The 18881-nt window shown below is 52.9% G+C and carries 15 protein-coding genes and 3 pseudogenes; 7 read left to right on the top strand and 11 right to left on the bottom strand.

Annotated elements, in window-relative coordinates; genetic code table 11:
* Positions 1 to 255 precede the first annotated feature (255 nt).
* Together HV107_RS11730 and HV107_RS11725 are read left to right on the top strand one after the other, a co-directional pair.
* Positions 256 to 405, top strand: a pseudogene (locus HV107_RS11730) (Hok/Gef family protein); the annotation flags it as partial.
* Between the two features lie 124 nt (positions 406 to 529).
* Complete coding sequence (locus HV107_RS11725; RefSeq protein ID WP_182063318.1) at positions 530 to 1204, top strand: tetratricopeptide repeat protein; 675 nt, start codon at positions 530 to 532, stop codon at positions 1202 to 1204.
* Positions 1205 to 1258: 54 nt separating this feature from the next.
* On the opposite strand, the gene gltP is transcribed toward HV107_RS11725, so the two are convergent.
* The gene (gene gltP, locus HV107_RS11720) at positions 1259 to 2572 is read right to left on the bottom strand and encodes a glutamate/aspartate:proton symporter GltP (protein ID WP_182063317.1); all 1314 of its coding nucleotides are present in this window, start codon (positions 2570 to 2572) and stop codon (positions 1259 to 1261) included.
* A gap of 423 nt (positions 2573 to 2995) precedes the next feature.
* Between gltP and acs the strand changes: the two genes are divergently transcribed.
* The 3 genes from acs (at position 2996) to actP (ending at position 7106) form a co-directional block, all read left to right on the top strand.
* A complete protein-coding gene (gene acs, locus HV107_RS11715) occupies positions 2996 to 4954 on the top strand; it encodes an acetate--CoA ligase (RefSeq protein WP_182063316.1) in 1959 nt (652 codons plus the stop codon).
* A 191-nt stretch (positions 4955 to 5145) separates the two neighbouring features.
* Positions 5146 to 5460, top strand: coding sequence for a DUF485 domain-containing protein (locus HV107_RS11710; protein WP_182063315.1), 315 nt, complete (start codon positions 5146 to 5148; stop codon positions 5458 to 5460).
* The gene (gene actP / locus HV107_RS11705; protein WP_182063314.1) at positions 5457 to 7106 is read left to right on the top strand and encodes a cation/acetate symporter ActP; all 1650 of its coding nucleotides are present in this window, start codon (positions 5457 to 5459) and stop codon (positions 7104 to 7106) included. The genes HV107_RS11710 and actP overlap by 4 nt, the downstream gene beginning before the upstream one ends.
* A gap of 34 nt (positions 7107 to 7140) precedes the next feature.
* Here actP and HV107_RS11700 read toward each other — a convergent pair whose 3' ends face one another.
* Positions 7141 to 7830, bottom strand: a complete 690-nt coding sequence (locus HV107_RS11700; RefSeq protein WP_014830302.1) for an LrgB family protein — start codon at positions 7828 to 7830, stop codon at positions 7141 to 7143.
* Positions 7823 to 8233, bottom strand: a complete 411-nt coding sequence (locus HV107_RS11695; protein ID WP_182063313.1) for a CidA/LrgA family protein — start codon at positions 8231 to 8233, stop codon at positions 7823 to 7825. The genes HV107_RS11700 and HV107_RS11695 overlap by 8 nt, the downstream gene beginning before the upstream one ends.
* A gap of 102 nt (positions 8234 to 8335) precedes the next feature.
* Here HV107_RS11695 and HV107_RS11690 point away from each other — a divergent pair, with 102 nt between their 5' ends.
* Positions 8336 to 9223, top strand: a complete 888-nt coding sequence (locus HV107_RS11690; protein ID WP_182063312.1) for a LysR family transcriptional regulator — start codon at positions 8336 to 8338, stop codon at positions 9221 to 9223.
* 81 nt (positions 9224 to 9304) lie between these two features.
* On the opposite strand, the gene HV107_RS11685 is transcribed toward HV107_RS11690, so the two are convergent.
* From HV107_RS11685 to soxR, 4 genes are all read right to left on the bottom strand, one after another.
* Positions 9305 to 10951, bottom strand: coding sequence for a Na+/H+ antiporter (locus HV107_RS11685; protein WP_182063311.1), 1647 nt, complete (start codon positions 10949 to 10951; stop codon positions 9305 to 9307).
* 149 nt (positions 10952 to 11100) lie between these two features.
* Positions 11101 to 12450 (bottom strand): guanine/hypoxanthine transporter GhxP, encoded by a 1350-nt coding sequence (ghxP, locus tag HV107_RS11680; protein WP_182063310.1) that lies wholly within the window; start codon positions 12448 to 12450, stop codon positions 11101 to 11103.
* Positions 12451 to 12748: 298 nt separating this feature from the next.
* The gene (locus tag HV107_RS11675) at positions 12749 to 13420 is read right to left on the bottom strand and encodes a glutathione S-transferase family protein (RefSeq protein ID WP_182063511.1); all 672 of its coding nucleotides are present in this window, start codon (positions 13418 to 13420) and stop codon (positions 12749 to 12751) included.
* A 331-nt stretch (positions 13421 to 13751) separates the two neighbouring features.
* Complete coding sequence (soxR, locus tag HV107_RS11670; RefSeq protein ID WP_014068530.1) at positions 13752 to 14210, bottom strand: redox-sensitive transcriptional activator SoxR; 459 nt, start codon at positions 14208 to 14210, stop codon at positions 13752 to 13754.
* A 98-nt stretch (positions 14211 to 14308) separates the two neighbouring features.
* Between soxR and soxS the strand changes: the two genes are divergently transcribed.
* On the top strand, positions 14309 to 14635 hold the full coding sequence (gene soxS / locus HV107_RS11665) for a superoxide response transcriptional regulator SoxS (RefSeq protein WP_003860277.1): 327 nt from the start codon (positions 14309 to 14311) through the stop codon (positions 14633 to 14635).
* 5 nt (positions 14636 to 14640) lie between these two features.
* On the opposite strand, the pseudogene HV107_RS11660 reads toward soxS, so the two are convergent.
* From HV107_RS11660 to HV107_RS11645, 4 genes and pseudogenes are all read right to left on the bottom strand, one after another.
* A pseudogene (locus HV107_RS11660) lies at positions 14641 to 15678 on the bottom strand (EAL domain-containing protein); the annotation flags it as partial.
* An 11-nt stretch (positions 15679 to 15689) separates the two neighbouring features.
* Positions 15690 to 16387 (bottom strand): IS1-like element IS1B family transposase gene (locus tag HV107_RS11655; protein ID WP_095033700.1). Its coding sequence is split into 2 segments (ribosomal slippage): positions 15690 to 16138 and positions 16138 to 16387, totalling 699 coding nucleotides; the frame shifts between segments, so codons are not numbered across the junction.
* 56 nt (positions 16388 to 16443) lie between these two features.
* Positions 16444 to 16986 (bottom strand): annotated as a pseudogene (locus HV107_RS11650) (CSS-motif domain-containing protein); the annotation flags it as partial.
* A 339-nt stretch (positions 16987 to 17325) separates the two neighbouring features.
* Positions 17326 to 18729, bottom strand: coding sequence for a sensor domain-containing diguanylate cyclase (locus HV107_RS11645; RefSeq protein WP_182063510.1), 1404 nt, complete (start codon positions 18727 to 18729; stop codon positions 17326 to 17328).
* Between the last annotated feature and the right edge of the window lie 152 nt (positions 18730 to 18881).

Below are 18881 nucleotides of genomic sequence, written 5' to 3'. Positions count from 1 at the left end.
ATTTATTTTATCAATATTCATTACGGAATACGTTTCGCAGAAATAATGTAATTTCCGCGAAAAAGAATTACATCTTTGCATTTTGATTCAGAGAGATAAGATGTGCGGCGGGTGCTTAAGACTTTCTGTCTTGAGCATTGTTGAGGGACAGAAAGTGGAAAGCCCCGGGAAATTTTCATTCACCCGAGGCTACCCCTCAACAACCAACAGGTTGAGAGTAGCCTCTTATTCTTTTTTACACAAGGAGTAAAAGGCATGACGCCATTAAAAACTGTGTTAGGCATTGTCTTTATTATCTGCCTGACCATAGTGATTTTTACCTTTATTAATCGCGGCAGGTTGTGCGAGCTGACAATAAAGAGTGAACATCAGGAGGTGGCGGCGAAATTAGCCTGCCTCGCAGGCAGGCCTCATCGGGCGGAACATCTGCTCCGCCCGGCTTGTCGGATGCTGAGGTCTTAATGCACCCGTTTTTTTATTTTGTGCGCACGATTATACTGCGCGCCATGTACCCAGATGATAACGATCCATGAAACCACTTTTTCTGTTGTTGTTCCTTATTACGTCATTCGCTTACGCAGATGAAATTGGCAGCCAATACAAAGAGCAAGCCGAGGCCGGTGATGCCCATGCCCAGTATTATCTGGCCGATACTTACTTCAGTTCTGGCGATAGCAAGCAGGCCACGTTCTGGGCAGAGAAAGCGGCAAAAGGCGGGGATATCGATGCGATGGCGTTACTGTCCCAAATCCAGTTTACCCAGGGCGATTACGCGCATGCCAAAGCGCTGGCCCAGCAGGCCACCATTGCGGGCAGTAAGCGCGGTGCAATTATGCTGGCGCGCGTGCTGGTGAACACCCAGGCGGGCAAAACCGATTACCCGCAGGCCATCAAATTGCTGCAAACAGCCACCGAAGATATTGATAACGACTCCGCAGTCGACGCCCAACTGCTGCTGGGGCTGATTTATGCCAACGGCGTTGAAGTGGCTCAGGACGATGTAAAAGCGGCCTCCTGGTTCAAACGCAGTTCATCATTGTCGCGCACCGGTTATGCCGAATACTGGGCGGGAATGCTGTTCCAGCAGGGCGAAAAAGGCTTTATCACACCGAATAAACAGAAGGCGCTTTACTGGTTAAACCTGAGCTGTACCGAAGGGTTTGATACGGGGTGTGAAGAGTTTGACGCGTTGAGCGGGGAGTAATTTTCCCCTCACCCTAACCCTCTCCCCAAAGGGGAGAGGGAAGAATACGTTATATTACTGGTCAGCCGTCTTATCAAAACGACCCAGCACCTCGCGTTCATACGCCAGCGCTTTTTTGCGGTCGAATTTGTGTTCCCACTTGGCAATAACCAGTACCGCCAGCGCGTTACCCACCACATTCAGCGCCGTACGCGCCATGTCGAGGATACGGTCAACACCGGCGATAAACGCCAGGCCTTCCAGCGGAATACCAACGCTCCCCAGCGTTGCCAGCAGCACCACAAATGAAACACCCGGCACGCCTGCGATACCTTTTGAGGTCACCATCAGGGTCAGCACCAGTACGATTTCCTGCCACAGCGAGAGATCGATACCGTACAGCTGTGCAATAAAGATGGCGGCAATACTCTGGTACAGCGTTGAGCCATCCAGGTTAAAGGAGTAACCGGTCGGCACCACGAAGCTGGTAATAGAAGCTGGCGCACCGTAAGCCTCCATCTTCTCGATAATACGCGGCAGCACGCTTTCAGAGCTGGCGGTGGAGTATGCCAGAATCAGCTCATCCTTCAGAATACGGATCAGGATCCAGATACTCAGCCCGCAGATACGCGCCACAATCCCGAGCACCACCAGCGCGAAGAACAGGATCGCGAAGTGTACCAGGATAACCAGCTTCGCCAGCGGCCACAGTGATGCAAAACCGAAGTTCGCTACCGTGACGGCGATGAGCGCGAACACCCCTACCGGCGCATAGCGCATCACCATGTGGGTGACTTTGAACATGGTTTCAGAGATAGAGCGGAATACCGTCACTAGCGGTTCACGGTGCGTCGCTGGCAGGGAAGAGAGCCCCAGCCCAAACAGCACAGAGAAGAAGATGATCGGCAGCATTTCACCTTTCGCCATCGATGCCACAATGTTGGTCGGCACCAGCGACAGGATAGTCCCCATCAGCCCGTGGGCATGGCTTTGCACATCCGCGGTCGTACTTTGGTATTTCGAAATATCCACGGTCGCCAGTTGCGACATGTCGATCCCGGAGCCCGGCTGGAAGACATTCGCCATGGTGATACCCAGGATAATGGCTATCGTCGTGATCACTTCGAAATAAAGGATGGTTTTCGCGCCGATGCGGCCTAACTGTTTTGCATCGCCCACGCCCGCAATGCCAACTACCAGCGTAGAGATAACAATAGGTACAACAATCATCTTGATCAGATGAATAAAGATATCGCCTGCCGGAGAGAGCAGGTTCGCAATCAGCCACTCGCGGCTCTCGCTATGATAATGGAGGTAACTACCCAGCAGGATACCCAGCACAAGGGCTAGCAAGATTTGCCAGGCCAGGCTGACTTTAACGTTTTTCATAGAAACAGACTTCCTCAATGAAGCATCCAGTTCACCAAAACTGCATGAATATGGAGACATACTGAAAGGGTATGAATTGTGTTGCGTTGGTTTATGGGATTTTTTAACGCGGCGTATGAGTATCATTTGTACGGCATCCTGCGCAAGCCTTAAAGAACGAGGCTTTTCACTACAAAAAAGGGCTATGACGCTAATTTGTAATAATTCTTATAAATAACCTTTTGTTATAAAAACGCTTTTTTCTGCACAAATGTGAATAATCCTTCAACTAAATTATTTCCCTTCAAAGTTTCATTCGCTCATTTTTCACACTATTCAAACAATGCGTGATCTGCCGCCCAAATAATAAACAAAGCTTGTAAAGCCCCTACAATTAACGTTTTTGAGACATATTATTAACATCTTACAAGGAGAAAAAAAGCCATGAGCCAAATACATAAACACGACATTCCCGCAAACATTGCGGACCGATGCCTGATCACCCCGGAGCAGTACCACGAGAAGTATCAGCAATCCGTCTCCAGCCCTGATCTCTTCTGGGGTGAACAGGGTCATATCCTTGACTGGATCAAACCTTATCAGAAGGTGAAAAACACCTCCTTTGCGCCAGGTAATGTCTCAATTAAATGGTATGAAGATGGCACGCTGAACCTGGCGGCGAACTGTCTGGATCGCCACCTGGCCGAACGTGGGAACGAGACGGCCATCATCTGGGAAGGCGATGACGCCTCTCAGAGCAAACACATTACTTATAAAGAGTTGCACCGCGACGTGTGCCGCTTTGCTAACGTGCTGCTGGAGCAGGGCATTAAAAAAGGCGACGTCGTGGCTATTTATATGCCGATGGTGCCGGAAGCGGCGGTGGCCATGCTGGCATGTGCGCGCATCGGTGCCATTCACTCCGTTATCTTCGGCGGCTTCTCGCCAGAAGCGGTTGCCGGTCGCATTGTCGATTCAAATTCTAAACTGGTGATCACTGCCGATGAAGGCGTGCGCGCCGGTCGCAGTATTCCGCTGAAGAAAAACGTCGACGAAGCGCTGAAAAACCCTAACGTGAAAAGCGTCAGCAACGTTGTGGTGCTTAAGCGTACCGGCGGTAAGATCGACTGGAAAGAGGGTCGCGACCTGTGGTGGAGCGATCTGATTGAAAACGCGAGCGACCAGCACCAGCCAGAAGAGATGAACGCGGAAGACCCGCTGTTTATCCTTTATACCTCTGGCTCTACCGGTAAACCAAAAGGCGTGCTGCATACCACTGGCGGCTATCTGGTTTATGCAGCAACCACCTTCAAATATGTGTTCGATTACCACCCGGGTGACATTTACTGGTGTACCGCTGATGTGGGCTGGGTCACCGGGCACAGCTACCTGCTGTACGGCCCGCTGGCCTGCGGCGCCACGACCCTGATGTTTGAAGGCGTACCGAACTGGCCAACCCCGGCGCGTATGTGCCAGGTGGTCGACAAACACAAGGTCAACATCCTCTATACCGCGCCAACGGCGATCCGCGCGCTGATGGCGGAAGGCGACAAAGCCATCGAAGGTACTGACCGCTCTTCCCTGCGCATTCTCGGTTCCGTGGGTGAGCCCATCAACCCGGAAGCCTGGGAATGGTACTGGAAGAAAATCGGTAACGAGAAATGCCCGGTGATGGACACCTGGTGGCAGACCGAAACGGGCGGCTTCATGATCACCCCGATGCCGGGTGCGACCCAGTTGAAAGCGGGTTCGGCAACCAACCCATTCTTCGGCGTACAACCTGCGCTGGTGGATAACGAAGGCCATCCGCTTGAAGGAGCAACCGAAGGTAACCTGGTCATCACCGACTCCTGGCCTGGTCAGGCACGTACCTTGTTCGGCGATCACGAGCGCTTCGAGCAGACCTATTTCTCCACCTTTAAAAACATGTATTTCAGCGGCGACGGCGCACGTCGTGATGAAGATGGTTACTACTGGATAACCGGACGCGTGGACGATGTGCTGAACGTTTCCGGCCACCGTCTGGGTACGGCGGAGATTGAATCTGCGCTGGTGTCACATCCGAAGATTGCCGAAGCCGCCGTGGTGGGTATCCCACATAACATTAAAGGCCAGGCGATTTACGCATACGTTACGCTGAACCACGGTGAAGAGCCGTCGCCAGAGCTGTATGCCGAGGTGCGAAACTGGGTACGTAAAGAGATTGGCCCGCTTGCCACACCGGATGTACTGCACTGGACGGACTCGCTGCCGAAAACCCGCTCCGGCAAAATTATGCGCCGTATTCTGCGCAAAATCGCGGCAGGTGACACCAGTAACCTCGGTGATACTTCAACGCTCGCCGATCCAGGCGTGGTGGAAAAACTGCTCGAAGAGAAGCAGGCCATCGCAATGCCATCGTAACCCCTCACCCTAGCCCTCTCCCCATAGGGGAGAGGGAATTAAAACAACCCTCCCCAAAGGATTTCGCGTTGCAGGAAGGCGGCAAGCGAGAACATCCCCAGGAGCATAGTTCACTATGTGACTGGGGTGGTCGAGTGCGGCCAACGCACCTGCAGCGTGAAAGACGAAGGGGAACCTCTGGAGACTCTGTGATGAATAACGATATTTGTCAGCAGATAGAGAATAGTGCGCACTACAGGGAGCTCGTCGATAAACGGCAACGGTTTGCCTTCTTTCTTTCCCTCATCATGCTGATTATTTACGTCGGCTTTATTCTGCTTATCGCCTTTGCCCCGCACTGGCTCGGCACCCCGCTACATGAGGGTACCAGCGTCACCCGCGGGATCCCTATTGGCATTGGCGTGATTGTGATTTCGTTTGTGCTGACCGGCGTGTACGTCTGGCGCGCGAACGGCGAGTTTGATCGACTTAATAAAGCAGTACTGCGTGAGGTAAAAGCATCATGAAGCGAGTCCTGACGGCGCTTGCCACCACACTTCCCTTTGCGGCAAACGCAGCCGATGCCATTACCGGCGAAGTACAACGCCAGCCGACCAACTGGCAGGCGATAATCATGTTCCTGATTTTCGTGCTGTTGACGCTCTATATCACTTACTGGGCGTCAAAACGCGTACGCTCCCGTAATGATTACTACACCGCGGGCGGCAACATTACAGGCTTCCAGAACGGGCTGGCGATTGCCGGGGACTTTATGTCTGCCGCATCGTTCCTTGGGATCTCGGCGCTGGTTTACACCTCTGGTTATGACGGTCTGATTTATTCCCTCGGCTTCCTCGTGGGCTGGCCAATCATTCTGTTCCTGATTGCCGAACGCTTACGTAACCTCGGACGTTTCACCTTTGCTGATGTGGCATCGTATCGCCTGAAACAAGGCCCGATTCGTATCCTTTCTGCCTGCGGATCGCTGGTGGTTGTAGCGCTGTATCTGATTGCCCAGATGGTGGGTGCAGGCAAGCTTATCGAACTGTTGTTCGGCCTGAACTACCACGTTGCGGTGGTGCTGGTCGGCGTGCTGATGGTGATGTATGTGCTGTTCGGCGGAATGCTCGCGACCACCTGGGTACAAATCATCAAAGCCGTGTTGTTACTGTTCGGCGCAAGCTTTATGGCCTTTATGGTCATGAAGCACGTCGGTTTCAGCTTCAATAACCTGTTTAAAGAAGCGATGGCGGTACACCCGAAAGGGGAAGCGATCATGAGCCCGGGTGGGCTGGTGAAAGACCCGATATCGGCGCTCTCTCTCGGTCTGGGTCTGATGTTTGGTACCGCGGGCTTGCCGCATATCCTGATGCGTTTCTTCACGGTGTCAGATGCCCGCGAAGCGCGTAAGAGTGTCTTCTATGCCACCGGTTTTATGGGTTATTTCTACATTCTGACCTTTATCATTGGTTTTGGCGCCATCATGCTGGTGGGGGCAAATCCGGCGTTTAAAGATGCTGCGGGCGCGCTGATTGGTGGTAACAACATGGCAGCGGTACATCTGGCGGATGCGGTAGGCGGTAACCTGTTCCTCGGCTTTATCTCAGCCGTGGCCTTTGCCACCATCCTCGCGGTAGTTGCAGGGCTGACGCTGGCAGGTGCTTCGGCGGTATCGCATGACCTGTATGCCAACGTGTTCCGTAGAGGGGCCAGTGAGCGAGATGAACTGAAAGTCTCCAAAATTACCGTGCTGGTACTGGGCGTGGTGGCTATCCTGCTGGGCATTCTGTTCGAGAAACAGAACATCGCCTTTATGGTGGGGCTGGCCTTCTCGATTGCGGCAAGCTGCAACTTCCCAATTATCCTGCTCTCTATGTATTGGTCAAAACTGACCACCCGTGGAGCGATGATTGGCGGCTGGCTGGGCCTGCTGACGGCGGTGATCCTGATGATCCTCGGCCCGACGATTTGGGTGCAGATCCTCGGTCACGAGAAAGCTATCTTCCCGTATGAGTACCCGGCGTTGTTCTCTATCGCCGTGGCGTTTATCGGTATCTGGGCCTTCTCCGCAACCGATAATTCACCGGAAGGCAACCTGGAGCGCGAGAAATTCCGCGCCCAGTTTATCCGTTCCCAAACCGGCCTGGGCGTCGAACAAGGCCGCGCGCACTAACCTGCTCTCTTCCCCGGCCATCTGGCCGGGGATGTCAGAACATCACCCATGCCACCAGCGGCGCAATCAGCACCATCACCACACCCGAAAGCATCATCACCAGGCTTGCGACCACGCCCTCCTGCTGACCGAGTTCGTAAGAACGCGCCGTTCCCGCACCGTGCGAAGCCGCGCCAAACCCGGCCCCTTTTGCCATCCCTTCGCGGATAGACAAGCGCAGAAACAGCATATCGCCTACCGCCATGCCGAAGACCCCGGTGACGACAACAAACAACGCCACCAGATCCGGCTGCCCACCGAGCGGTTTGGCTGCCGCCAGCGCAAAGGGTGTGGTTACCGAACGCACGGCCAGGCTGCGCTGAATTTCATCCGGCAGGGTAAACAGCCGCGCCAGCCAGACCGAACTGCACACCGCCACCACCGTGGCGGTAATCACACCCGCACTCAGCGACATCCAGTGGCGTTTGATGATCGCCAGGTTGTCGTACACCGGCACCGCAAAAGCGATAGTCGCCGGGCCGAGCAGCCACAGCAGCCAGTGGGATTCACCAATGTAGTTCTGCCAGGAGATGTGCCCGAACACCAGCATGAGCACCAGCAGGATCGGCGTGAACACCAGTGGCATCAGCGGCAGGGCGTGAAAACGCCGATACAGACGCTTGTTGGCAAAGTAGATAACCAGGGTGGCAATCAGGCACAGCACGCTTATCTGAAAGTTAGTCATGCTTCTGCCTGCTGATTTCAAACCGATAGACTTTATCCACTACCCAGGCCGTCGCACCCAGCACCATCAACGTGCTCAGGGCGATAACAGCAAAAATACGCCAGCCGTCAACCATCAGCAGTTGCGCGTAGTTCACCACCGCCACTACCGCCGGGACAAAGAACAGCAGCATTTCCGCCAGCAGCCAGCGTGCGCCAGCGCGGACCCAGTTAAGGGGAACAACGCGGCAAAGAATGAGCGTCAGCATCAGCACCATACCGACCAGATTGGCAGGCAGCGGCAGATGCAGCCAGCCGACAAGATATTCCGCGAAAACAAACAGTGCGGCATAGAGCAGTACCTGAACCGGTACCTGAAGTCGTTGCACAACGGCAGGCGTAACACGACTTAACGCCACGGCCATGGGTGATTTCCTCAAAAATGAGATGAAGCGCCAGTATAGTGACCACACGTAATGGACTGAAATGAATTAAAATCATCAAATGTATAGTTTCGAGGAATAATCATGGACATAAGAACGCTGCGCTATTTTGTCGAAGTGGTTCGTCAGCAAAGTTTTACCCGCGCAGCGGAGAAGTTATTTGTCACCCAACCTACCATCAGCAAGATGCTGAAAAACCTCGAAGATGAACTGAATTGTACGCTGCTTATTCGCGACGGCCGCAAGCTGCTGCTGACCGATACCGGACGCGTGGTGTTTGAGCGCGGGCTGGCTATCCTGGCGGAGTTTCGCCAACTGGAAGCGGAGCTTGGTGATATCAACCATCTGACGAGCGGTCTGCTGCGTCTGGGCATCCCGCCCATGGTGGGGATGATGATGGCCGGGCCGATCAGCCTGTTCCGCCAGCGCTACCCGGGCGTGGAGCTGAAAATTTCCGAATTCGGCGGTTTAACCGTGCAGCAGGCCGTCACCAACGGTGAACTGGACGTGGCGATGACCGCGCTCCCCGTCGAAGAAGAGAGCGGACTGGCAACCCTGCCGCTCTTTAGCCACCCACTGTGCGTGCTGGTGCCGCGCTCCGGCGACTGGCTGAAGATAGACTCGGTAAAACCCGAACTGTTGGGCGAGCACCCGCTGCTTATTTACAACGAAGATTTTGCCCTAAGCCGTCAGCTGATGGCGCTGTTTAACCAGCACAATGTGAAACCGCGTATTGCGGTGCGTAGCGGTCAGTGGGACTTTCTGGCAGCAATGGTTCAGGCAGGCGTGGGGATTGCGATTTTGCCGCAGCCTATCTGCGAGCGGCTGGATAAAAACACCCTGCGCTGGATCCCGCTGGAAAGTGATTTGCACTGGCAGCTAGGAATGATTTGGCGCGAAGGGGTCTATTTGTCGCACAGCGCGCAGGCGTGGCTGAAGTGCTGCGAGGGGTTTTGGGTGCGGTCTGAATAGTGCCCGGTGGCGCTGCGCTTACCGGGCCTACGTTCGAACCGTAGGCCCGGTAAGGCGAAGCCGCCACCCGGCAAAACAGCGCTACTGATTCTCTATCAACAGCGCTTCCAGCAGATCCAGATCGTGCAGCAGTTTTTGCAGCGTCTCATTACTGATCTGACGCGTGGCGCGCAGGTGATAAAGTTCGGCACGCTCTGAACGCAACGCCGCCAGTCGGAAGCGGCGCTCCAGGTTCTCTTCCTGTAGCGAACTTTCCACATCATTTCGCCCGTCGGCACGGCGGCGCAGGTTCCCGATAACGCGTGAACTCACTTCCGTCAGCAGCTGGTTGTCGATGTTCTCTTCGGCATCTGATGCCAGTCGTTCTTCCATTTTCTGGATCGCGACAATCGCCACTTCTGCCGTTGCTGCGCGGGCAATACGCTCCTCTTTATGCTGCTGAGTCGAATCCCCCGTGTCGATATGCTGGAGCAGGATCGGTAGCATGACCACGCCGACAAACAGCGAGAACAGGATCACGCCCGCCGACAGGAACACCAGCTCGTAACGGGCCGGGAAGACATCGCCAGTCGGCAACAACAGCGGAATGGAGAGCACACCAGCAAGGGTTATCGCCCCGCGCACCCCGGCGAATGAGGCAATCAGCAGCTCACGCGTGGTCCACGACCCGAACTCCATCGGTTTTTTCGTCAGGAAGCGCACGCTGAATTTCTTCATCGTCCATAGCCAGCCAAAACGGACCAGCATCAGCGCAAGGTAGATAAGCACGATATCAGTGAACAGCATCCAGGTTTCGACGTTGGGATCGGCTTCTGCCGCCACCAGTGAAGACTCCAGAATGCCCGGCAGTTGCAGGCCTAACAGCAGGAATACCATGCCGTTAAACACGAACTCCAGCATCGCCCAGGTACTGTTCGCACGCAGACGCATCGCCAGCGGCGCACGGCGCATTACGCCCGCACGGGTGATGGTCATCCCTGCCGCAACCGCCGCGAGGATGCCCGACACGCCAATATGTTCAGCAATCAGATAGGAGGCGAACGGCAGCAGGAACAGCAGAACAATCTGCGTGGCAGGTTCATCGCCGCCCCAGCGGCTGAGAAAGCCCAGTGAACGGCCATACAGCCAGCTCACCACAAAGCCTGCCAGGATACCGCCAATGGCCACCTTAAAGAACTCCAGGGTCGCGCCGCCGACGGTAAAGACCATCGTGCCCATCGCAACGGCCACGGCAAATTTCAGGGCGACCAGACCGGAGGCGTCGTTCATCAGCGCCTCCCCCTGCAAAATGCCCATGATTTTCTTCGGAATACGGCCTTCACCTACAATGCCGGACAGCGCCACGGCATCGGTTGGCGACAGCACCGCCGCCAGCGCAAAGGCCGGAATCAGCGGGATACCCGGCACCGCCCAGTAAATCAGGAACCCTATCCCCACCACCGTCACCACCACCAGCGCCAGCGCCAGGCCGAAGATCTCTCGCCCGTGCTCCAGGAATTCGCGCGTCGGGGTTTTCCAGCCATCAGCAAACAGCAGCGGCGGGATAAACAGCACGAGGAACAACTCCGGGTCGAACTCGACGTGTAAACCAAAGGTCGGCCATGCCAGCAGCGCACCAATGGCAATTTGCATTAATGGCAGGGGTAACTGAAAGGGCAGTACGCGGGTGACCACCCCGGATAGCGAGACCAAAAGGGTCATGATGAGTATTGTGAAAAAGATTTCCATGCGTTCCCTGTTTGCGATGATTCTTGTGTACTACGGAAGGCGTCGTGCCTCTATTCTATCTTCCAGAGAGTAACGCAATTGGCAACGATGTGTGTTCCGAAAATAAAAACGGGCGGCCAAAGCCACCCGTTTTCGCATATATCGACAACTTAAATCGCCCAACCACCCGCGTAGAACGCGACCAGTGCAATGGCGATGACCACAGTACCGATGTTCAGCTTACGCCACTCACCGGACACCAGGCGGCCAATCACCAGCGATGCGAAACCAATCATGATGCCGGTAACGATGTTACAGGTCAGCACGATGAACACCGCCGTAATCAGGCCTGACATGGCATCGACAAAATCAGCAAAGTCGATTTTAGCCACGTTGCTCAGCATCAGCAGGCCGACATACATCAGCGCCGGTGCCGTTGCATACGCAGGCACCAGGTAGGAAAGTGGGGAGAGGAACAGGATAAGCAGGAACAGCACACCAACGGTGATAGCTGTCAGGCCAGTTTTACCGCCTGCCGCCGTGCCCGCTGCGGACTCGATGTACACAGCTGCTGGCGCGGCACCCACCAGGCCTGAGAAGACGCTGCTCAGGGAGTCGGTGGTCAGCGCTTTGCCGCCATCGATAATCTGGCCGTCTTTGTCCAGCAGATTCGCCTGGCCTGCTACCGCACGGATGGTACCGGTGGCATCAAACACCGCCGTCATCACCAGTGCCAGTACACTTGGCAGGATCACCGGGTTCAGCGCACCAACGATATCCAGGCTGCCAATCAGGGAGTTGCCTTTGTCATCGCTCAGGGATGGCATGGCGAAGATACCGGAGAAATGAACGCTCGGATCGAAAATCAGGCCAACAACGGAAACACCGATAATGGTCAGCAGGATACCGCCCGGGACTTTCAGTTTTTCCAGACCGATAATCACCGCAAGGCCAATCAGAGACATGATAACCGGGAAGCTGGCGAAGTGACCCAGGGCAACCGGCAGGCCGTCCAGTGGGTTTTTGATAACCAGACCTACACCGTTAGCCGCGATCAGCAGCAGGAACAGGCCGATACCGATACCCGTACCGTGCGCCACACCGTGCGGAAGGTTGCGCAAGATCCAGCTACGAATGCCGGTTGCGGAAATCACCGTAAACAGGACACCCATCAGGAACACGGCGCCGAGCGCAACAGGTACGCTGATGTGTTGACCCAGAACCAGGCTGAATGCGGTAAATGCGGTCAGAGAGATGGCGCAACCGATGGCCAGTGGCAGGTTCGCCCACAGGCCCATCACGATGGAGCCGACACCGGCCACGAGGCAGGTGGCAACAAAAACAGCCGCTGGCGGGAAGCCCGCTTTACCGAGCATCCCCGGCACAACGATGACGGAATAAACCATCGCCAGAAACGTTGTCAGACCGGCAACGACTTCCTGGCGCACGGTGCTGCCGCGTGCAGAAATTTTAAACATGGCGTCAAGTGAACCGCCAGTACGCGCAGATGGCGTAGACATAGAAAACATCCCCTGAGAGTTTTTATAGAAAGTCCGTAAACGTGGTGGAGACTCCACTGCCAGCAAAACGTCAAATCCTTGTGCTACGTTTGTAACGAATAGGGGCGTCACAAAAAAAGCAAACGTTTAGCTCCGCGCTTACAAAACGGGTGGTCAAGTTAAGGCAAACGATTATCTAGCCTAATCACCGCCCTTTTCAACTTAACTTTCTCGTTTTTCACTAAAATTACCTTATGACGCTGAAGAATTAACCAGAGGATGCGCAAACGTTATCGTCTATGCGCAATTTAGTAACATTTCAGCCTTCACCTGGAATATCGAACGGCCCGCCTTGTTCGAGTGTACGCTGCCATCCCGGGCGCATTTCCACCCTTTTCTTCCAGGCATGAATATGCGGCAGGTTTTCAACGCCACCTCGCGCCAGCAGCGCAAAAATCGGAAAACTCATCTGAATATCGGCCATGCTGAAGTGCTCACCGGCAAACCAGCTATTTTCGCTAAGATAAGATTCGATATAGCGCGCGTGTGTTTCCAGCTGTCGATTGAGCCAGGCCTTTTGTACACCTTGCCCCAGTACCTTACCCAGGGCCCGCAGGCCAAACGGGATAGGCGGTTTTCCAAGGCTTGCAAAAACGAGCTTCATCAACAGCAGCGGCATAAGAGAACCTTCTGCGTAGTGCAGCCAGAAACGGTATTGCACCTTATGCGCAGGATCTCGCGGTTTAAACTGAAATTCTGCGTCATAGGTTTCCTGGAGATATTCCAGAATGGCTCCCGACTCTGCCAGAATCAGCCCGTTATCTTCAATCACCGGGGATTTACCCAGCGGATGTACTTTCCGAAGCGCTGCAGGTGCCAGCATGTTTTTTTCGCGCTGATAGCGAACTATCTGATAAGGCAGAGAGAGTTCCTCCAGCGCCCAAATCACACGCTGCGAACGCGACTGATTAAGATGGTGTACGGTGAGCATCATGTTCTCCTGTGATTCACACTGTTTAACTATAGAAAATTGAATAACACAGCGAAAATAATTTGGCTAAAAAGTGAACTCAATCGCTGGCGAAAATCAGCTCCTTGCATAGAATTAAAGTGTCAGCACAATCCGGAACCTCCCCAACTAGCTCGACATGAGGGGTGCTGATGTCGGGGGAAACCCTCCCGTGAACCAGCGGGATAGAGTGAAAGACAAAGACCGGGAAAAACTAAAGCGCCCTTTATGTGGCGCTTTAGTTCTTTATAGGGTGCGGTGTTTTTGCCGGGTTGCGGCTGCGCCTTACCCGGCAAACAGGCTGCACATCTCCTCAATCCTCTTCCAGTAAGCGCGCCCCTGTCCCCTGCTCGCCGAGTTTGTCTCCCGGGTTACGCAACGGACAATCACTGCGTGATAGACATCCGCAGCCAATGCAGCCGTCCAGTTCATCGCGCAATGCCACCAGGGTATGAATGCGCCTGTCCAGTTCATCACGCCACTGGGAGGAAAGCTCCTTCCACTCTTTTGCGCTCAGTGTGTGTCCTTCCGGCAGAACGCCAAATGCATCGCCAATGGTGGCCAGGGGAATTCCGATTCGTTGCGCAATTTTGATAATGGCCACGTAACGGAGCACATCGCGGGTGTAACGACGCTGGTTCCCGCCATTACGAATACTTTTAATTAACCCTTTGCTTTCATAGAAGTGGAGCGCCGATACCGCCACACCGCTTCGTTTTGCCACTTCTCCAGGGGTTAAGAGCGCTTTGATGCGCGGTAATCTCTTTTCCATAAAACCTCTTTACCTCAAGTTAACTTGAGGAATTATACTCCCCCGCAGAGAAAACGACGAATCAACAGAGATAGTTGTATCTACAGAGGGGCAACCTTATGTCGCATCAGCAGATTATTCAGACACTTATTGAATGGATTGATGAACATATCGACCAACCGTTGAACATTGATGTGGTCGCTAAGAAGTCGGGCTATTCGAAATGGTATTTACAGAGAATGTTCCGCACAGTCATGCATCAAACGCTGGGCGATTACATACGTCAGCGCAGGCTACTGCTGGCAGCGCAGGCATTGCGCTCTACGCAACGGCCTATCTTTGATATCGCCATGGATCTGGGTTATGTGTCGCAACAGACCTTTTCCCGCGTGTTCCGTCGCGAGTTCGACCGCACACCGAGCGATTATCGCCATCAGTTAAATTAATGCGTTTAGTGCAAAGGTTGCTGCTGCCAGGTCATAAATTCCTGCGGCGGCATCGCTTTCGCGAAGTGCCATCCCTGACAATATTGCACGCCACGCTTTAACAGCCAGCTCACCTGCTCTGCCGTTTCCACCCCTTCCGCGATGGTTTTTAAGCGCAGGCTTTGCGCCATTTCGATAATGTGCTCTGCAATCAGGTGGCTGGTGCTGTTAGTTGTCAGCGTGTCGACGAAAGATTTATCAATCTTGAGGATATCGACGTTCAGGGAATAAAGGTTATGCAGGTTCGAGTAGCCTGTACCGAAGTCATCGATAGCCACTTCATAACCCGCCTGGCGGAACGCCTGGATAACCGGTGTCGTTTTAGGAACATCGATAAAGCCACGTTCTGTTACTTCGATTTTGATCTGCTGTGCGCGAACCGAGTGGAAGCGGGCCTTATCCGAGATCAGGGCGATCAGACGCGAGGAGTGGAAATCCGCAGCCGATAAGTTAATCGAAATATAAAGATGGGGATTTGCGGCAAGGAAATTACCCAGATCGCTAAAGACCTCTTCAACGACGTAATCGGTAATGCGTTCAATCATCCCTTCTTTTTCGGCCAGCGGAATAAAATCTGCAGGGCTCATCACTATCTGACCGTTAAATCCAGGCCATCTCAGCAGGGCTTCCGCACCCACACAGCGGTTATTTTTAATATCAATGATGGGTTGATAATGAACGCACAACTGGCGTTTATTCAGCGCCCGGTGCAGCAATCGTCCAGGGGAATTGAGCTCACGATGCGTACGTGACCACACCAGCAGTATAATAATGCTGCAAATCATCCCCAGCGGCAGCGTCAGGGTTGCCTGGTGATAGAGCGTTTCATAAAACCGTTTATTCGATGTCGAGACGATGGCGGCAATAGGGCGTTTTTCGGAATTTACAATCGTGTAAAAACGCTCATCTTTTTGAAATGTCGATTCCTTATGTCGAATCATCGAATTTAATAATGAAACGTTGGCCTGCGCGCTGACTGAAAAAAATGCATTGGTGACGGGGTAATGACTCCAACTTATTGATAGTGTTTTATGTTCAGATAATGCCCGATGACTTTGTCATGCAGCTCCACCGATTTTGAGAACGACAGCGACTTCCGTCCCAGCCGTGCCAGGTGCTGCCTCAGATTCAGGTTATGCCGCTCAATTCGCTGCGTATATCGCTTGCTGATTACGTGCAGCTTTCCCTTCAGGCGGGATTCATACAGCGGCCAGCCATCCGTCATCCATATCACCACGTCAAAGGGTGACAGCAGGCTCATAAGACGCCCCAGCGTCGCCATAGTGCGTTCACCGAATACGTGCGCAACAACCGTCTTCCGGAGCCTGTCATACGCGTAAAACAGCCAGCGCTGGCGCGATTTAGCCCCGACGTATCCCCACTGTTCGTCCATTTCCGCGCAGACGATGACGTCACTGCCCGGCTGTATGCGCGAGGTTACCGACTGCGGCCTGAGTTTTTTAAATGGCGGAAAATCGTGTTGAGGCCAACGCCCATAATGCGGGCGGTTGCCCGGCATCCAACGCCATTCATGGCCATATCAATGATTTTCTGGTGCGTACCGGGTTGAGAAGCGGTGTAAGTGAACTGCAGTTGCCATGTTTTACGGCAGTGAGAGCAGAGATAGCGCTGATGTCCGGCGGTGCTTTTGCCGTTACGCACCACCCCGTCAGTAGCTGAACAGGAGGGACAGCTGATAGAAACAGAAGCCACTGGAGCACCTCAAAAACACCATCATACACTAAATCAGTAAGTTGGCAGCATCACCTGGTGACGGTGTCATATACTCCCCACGCCAGCGAATGATCGGCCGACATCACCTCGCTGTAAGAAAGTGGGTTGACTACGACGACATAATTCCCGCGCTGCATATACGTCATTTTATAACCGGTAAAAAATGGCGTATCACGATAATAATAGATAGCAACATCAGGTTTGCGTTTGTAATTGGCGGAGGATATTAAGTAGGGTTGTTCAGGCGTAAGAACTGTCGAACAAAGAAAATTCTGACCTTCGGCATAAATTAAATCAGCGACGAACAAACGACCACGCACAACGTTCAACATATATTGACGATGTGTAGGCGTACACAATTTACCCCGATATTTTTCAGCGTCATCACGCGCCAGGTCAACCTGCTGAATTACAAGCTCTGTTTTATCTAACGCCAGCTCGGCAAATGTTCGTAATTGGGCACTTGTTTCTGTTACGGCTCTTAGCTGGGCAAACCATAGCGCAAGCATCACCGGTAGCAGAACTACCATGATGATCCCTACCACCCTTAGCATCTTGCGCCGTGCGCTACGATTCATTTCCCGCCCTATATCCCTGCATTTTGTACGCCTGTAGTAATGAAGGCCGGATGCTTTGATAAACAGGTGATTACGTTGCATGAATCATGCGAAGTTAGCAACTGACTTTTAGTATTAAAAATCTTAATTTTCGTTATGCCGATAATATTCTCCCGTAAGCCAAACTGAAAGTATTCGTTCCGTTTCTATTAAGGAAAATAATTATCCAGTCTGAGCGGGAGGTTTTAAGATAACACAACAGAGGATCGGTGATTAAGCTAAACTATTGGCAGCATGAAAAAAGAACAAGTTGAGCATGCAATTTTATCCTATTTGGTGGCAAGTCATCCCTGATTCGATTTATAAATAATCAGAAGCCAGCACTGTTTTTCCTCTTCCTGCACGCTTCGCATCATATAATGCTTTATCTGCTCGCGTGAGTAATGTCGAGGTATCACGCTGACCCTGCCCCACCTCCACAACACCCGCGCTAAACGCGAGCTCCAGTTTTCTGTCGCCGACAATCAGGGGTTTTGTCTTCAATATGTGACGTAACTGGTTGGAGAGCCGAGTTGCAGCATCACCGTCAGTTCGCGCCAGCAAAAGTAAAAATTCTTCGCCACCCACTCGCCCAAGTGCAGAACCTGTCGGACTTAACTCCCGTAGCCGGTCGCAAAAATGGATCAGTGCGGCATCGCCAACCAGATGTCCCCACTCATCGTTGATTTGCTTAAAATAATCCAGGTCGAACATCAGCACACAAAAGTGACTGTCTGCATCCTGTCGCGAATTCGCCGCCAGCGCCGATTTAAGCTGCTGCAAAATCGCTGAACGGTTAAAACAGCCGGTGAGATCGTCAGTGGTGGCCTTAACCGCCAGCTGCTGCTCTGCTTTTTTCCGCTCGGTAATGTCCAGACCAATATTCAGAATCGAGTTGTCGGGTAACAGAATGTTAGACCACAAGATAGTCAGCTGCATCCCATCTCTGCGCAGAGGATGCCACTCATACATGTCTTTAAGGGGGGAAACATGCACAGACTCCCGCACCCGCCGGCGCTCTTCAGGATCAGGATAGAAAAGTACCAACGGATCGGAATGTGCGGCGACCTCCGCCATACTCCAGCCAAACACTTTTTCGCATTCCGCATTCCACAATACACAACGATTGTGTTTGTCGAAGGAGTTCATTAGCACCGGGGCCCGCTCGAACAAGGTTTTATACTGCGTGACAACCCGCTGCATTTCTTGCGCTGTTTTTTCTCGCGCAATAATTTCTTCAAAATAGTCTTTTAGCTTCTCAACCAGTACCACCACGATATTTTTGAGGATAGGGAGAGAATTGAGTCGTTCATCAAACGCTAAAAAGAAATAACCGCTACAGCGCCAGTCGTGTGAAGAGAGTTTGCATAAAACACCGCTTTGTAACTGCGTGTAGCCCGGATGCTGAGGAGGAAAAAGCGTGCGGCCGATATGCTCTTTCCAGTACACCACCCGCCACGATCGGTGATGGCGTTGCAGCGAGGTACTGGCAAGAAAATCAGTCACTTCGAAAGAGTGACAGGTGACGTCACCTGCACACACCACCCGTTGCAATCCGTCATCGTCATCAACGCTGACCCAGGCAAGTGTTGAACCTAAAACCCGGTTAATGGTGTCCAGCATTTCCGATAAAGAGCACTGAGAATTAAGCAGTGGCATAAGCTTAGCCAGTGCGTGCAGCGCCTGCATACTGTCATTAACAATATCGCGTCGTTTTTCTTTCATCATTTGTTCGCAGGTCATTAAATGATAGACCGACCGCAACATATATTCAGATTCAAAAAAACCGTTAATTACTGAATTAAAATTCAGAATAATTAAATAACACTCTGTGTGTAATGAAAATGATACGCAACAGAAAAAAACCAAAAAATTCA

Origin of the sequence: Enterobacter sp. RHBSTW-00175, assembly GCF_013927005.1 — a bacterium.
Taxonomy (GTDB): domain Bacteria; phylum Pseudomonadota; class Gammaproteobacteria; order Enterobacterales; family Enterobacteriaceae; genus Enterobacter.
Note: the sequence above shows the minus strand (reverse complement) of the source record. Positions and strands in the feature narration are given on the sequence as shown.

What these genes read in the sequence shown, in the direction of transcription:
- acs (WP_182063316.1), top strand. Translation starts at nt 2,996, where the DNA reads ATGAGCCAAATACATAAACACGACATTCCCGCAAACATTGCGGACCGA.
- gltP (WP_182063317.1), bottom strand. Translation starts at nt 2,572, where the DNA reads ATGAAAAACGTTAAAGTCAGCCTGGCCTGGCAAATCTTGCTAGCCCTT.
- HV107_RS11645 (WP_182063510.1), bottom strand. Translation starts at nt 18,729, where the DNA reads ATGAAAGAAAAACGACGCGATATTGTTAATGACAGTATGCAGGCGCTG.
- HV107_RS11675 (WP_182063511.1), bottom strand. Translation starts at nt 13,420, where the DNA reads ATGCTCACCGTACACCATCTTAATCAGTCGCGTTCGCAGCGTGTGATT.
- HV107_RS11710 (WP_182063315.1), top strand. Translation starts at nt 5,146, where the DNA reads ATGAATAACGATATTTGTCAGCAGATAGAGAATAGTGCGCACTACAGG.
- HV107_RS11690 (WP_182063312.1), top strand. Translation starts at nt 8,336, where the DNA reads ATGGACATAAGAACGCTGCGCTATTTTGTCGAAGTGGTTCGTCAGCAA.
- HV107_RS11695 (WP_182063313.1), bottom strand. Translation starts at nt 8,233, where the DNA reads ATGGCCGTGGCGTTAAGTCGTGTTACGCCTGCCGTTGTGCAACGACTT.
- HV107_RS11685 (WP_182063311.1), bottom strand. Translation starts at nt 10,951, where the DNA reads ATGGAAATCTTTTTCACAATACTCATCATGACCCTTTTGGTCTCGCTA.
- HV107_RS11700 (WP_014830302.1), bottom strand. Translation starts at nt 7,830, where the DNA reads ATGACTAACTTTCAGATAAGCGTGCTGTGCCTGATTGCCACCCTGGTT.
- ghxP (WP_182063310.1), bottom strand. Translation starts at nt 12,450, where the DNA reads ATGTCTACGCCATCTGCGCGTACTGGCGGTTCACTTGACGCCATGTTT.
- actP (WP_182063314.1), top strand. Translation starts at nt 5,457, where the DNA reads ATGAAGCGAGTCCTGACGGCGCTTGCCACCACACTTCCCTTTGCGGCA.
- soxS (WP_003860277.1), top strand. Translation starts at nt 14,309, where the DNA reads ATGTCGCATCAGCAGATTATTCAGACACTTATTGAATGGATTGATGAA.
- HV107_RS11725 (WP_182063318.1), top strand. Translation starts at nt 530, where the DNA reads ATGAAACCACTTTTTCTGTTGTTGTTCCTTATTACGTCATTCGCTTAC.
- soxR (WP_014068530.1), bottom strand. Translation starts at nt 14,210, where the DNA reads ATGGAAAAGAGATTACCGCGCATCAAAGCGCTCTTAACCCCTGGAGAA.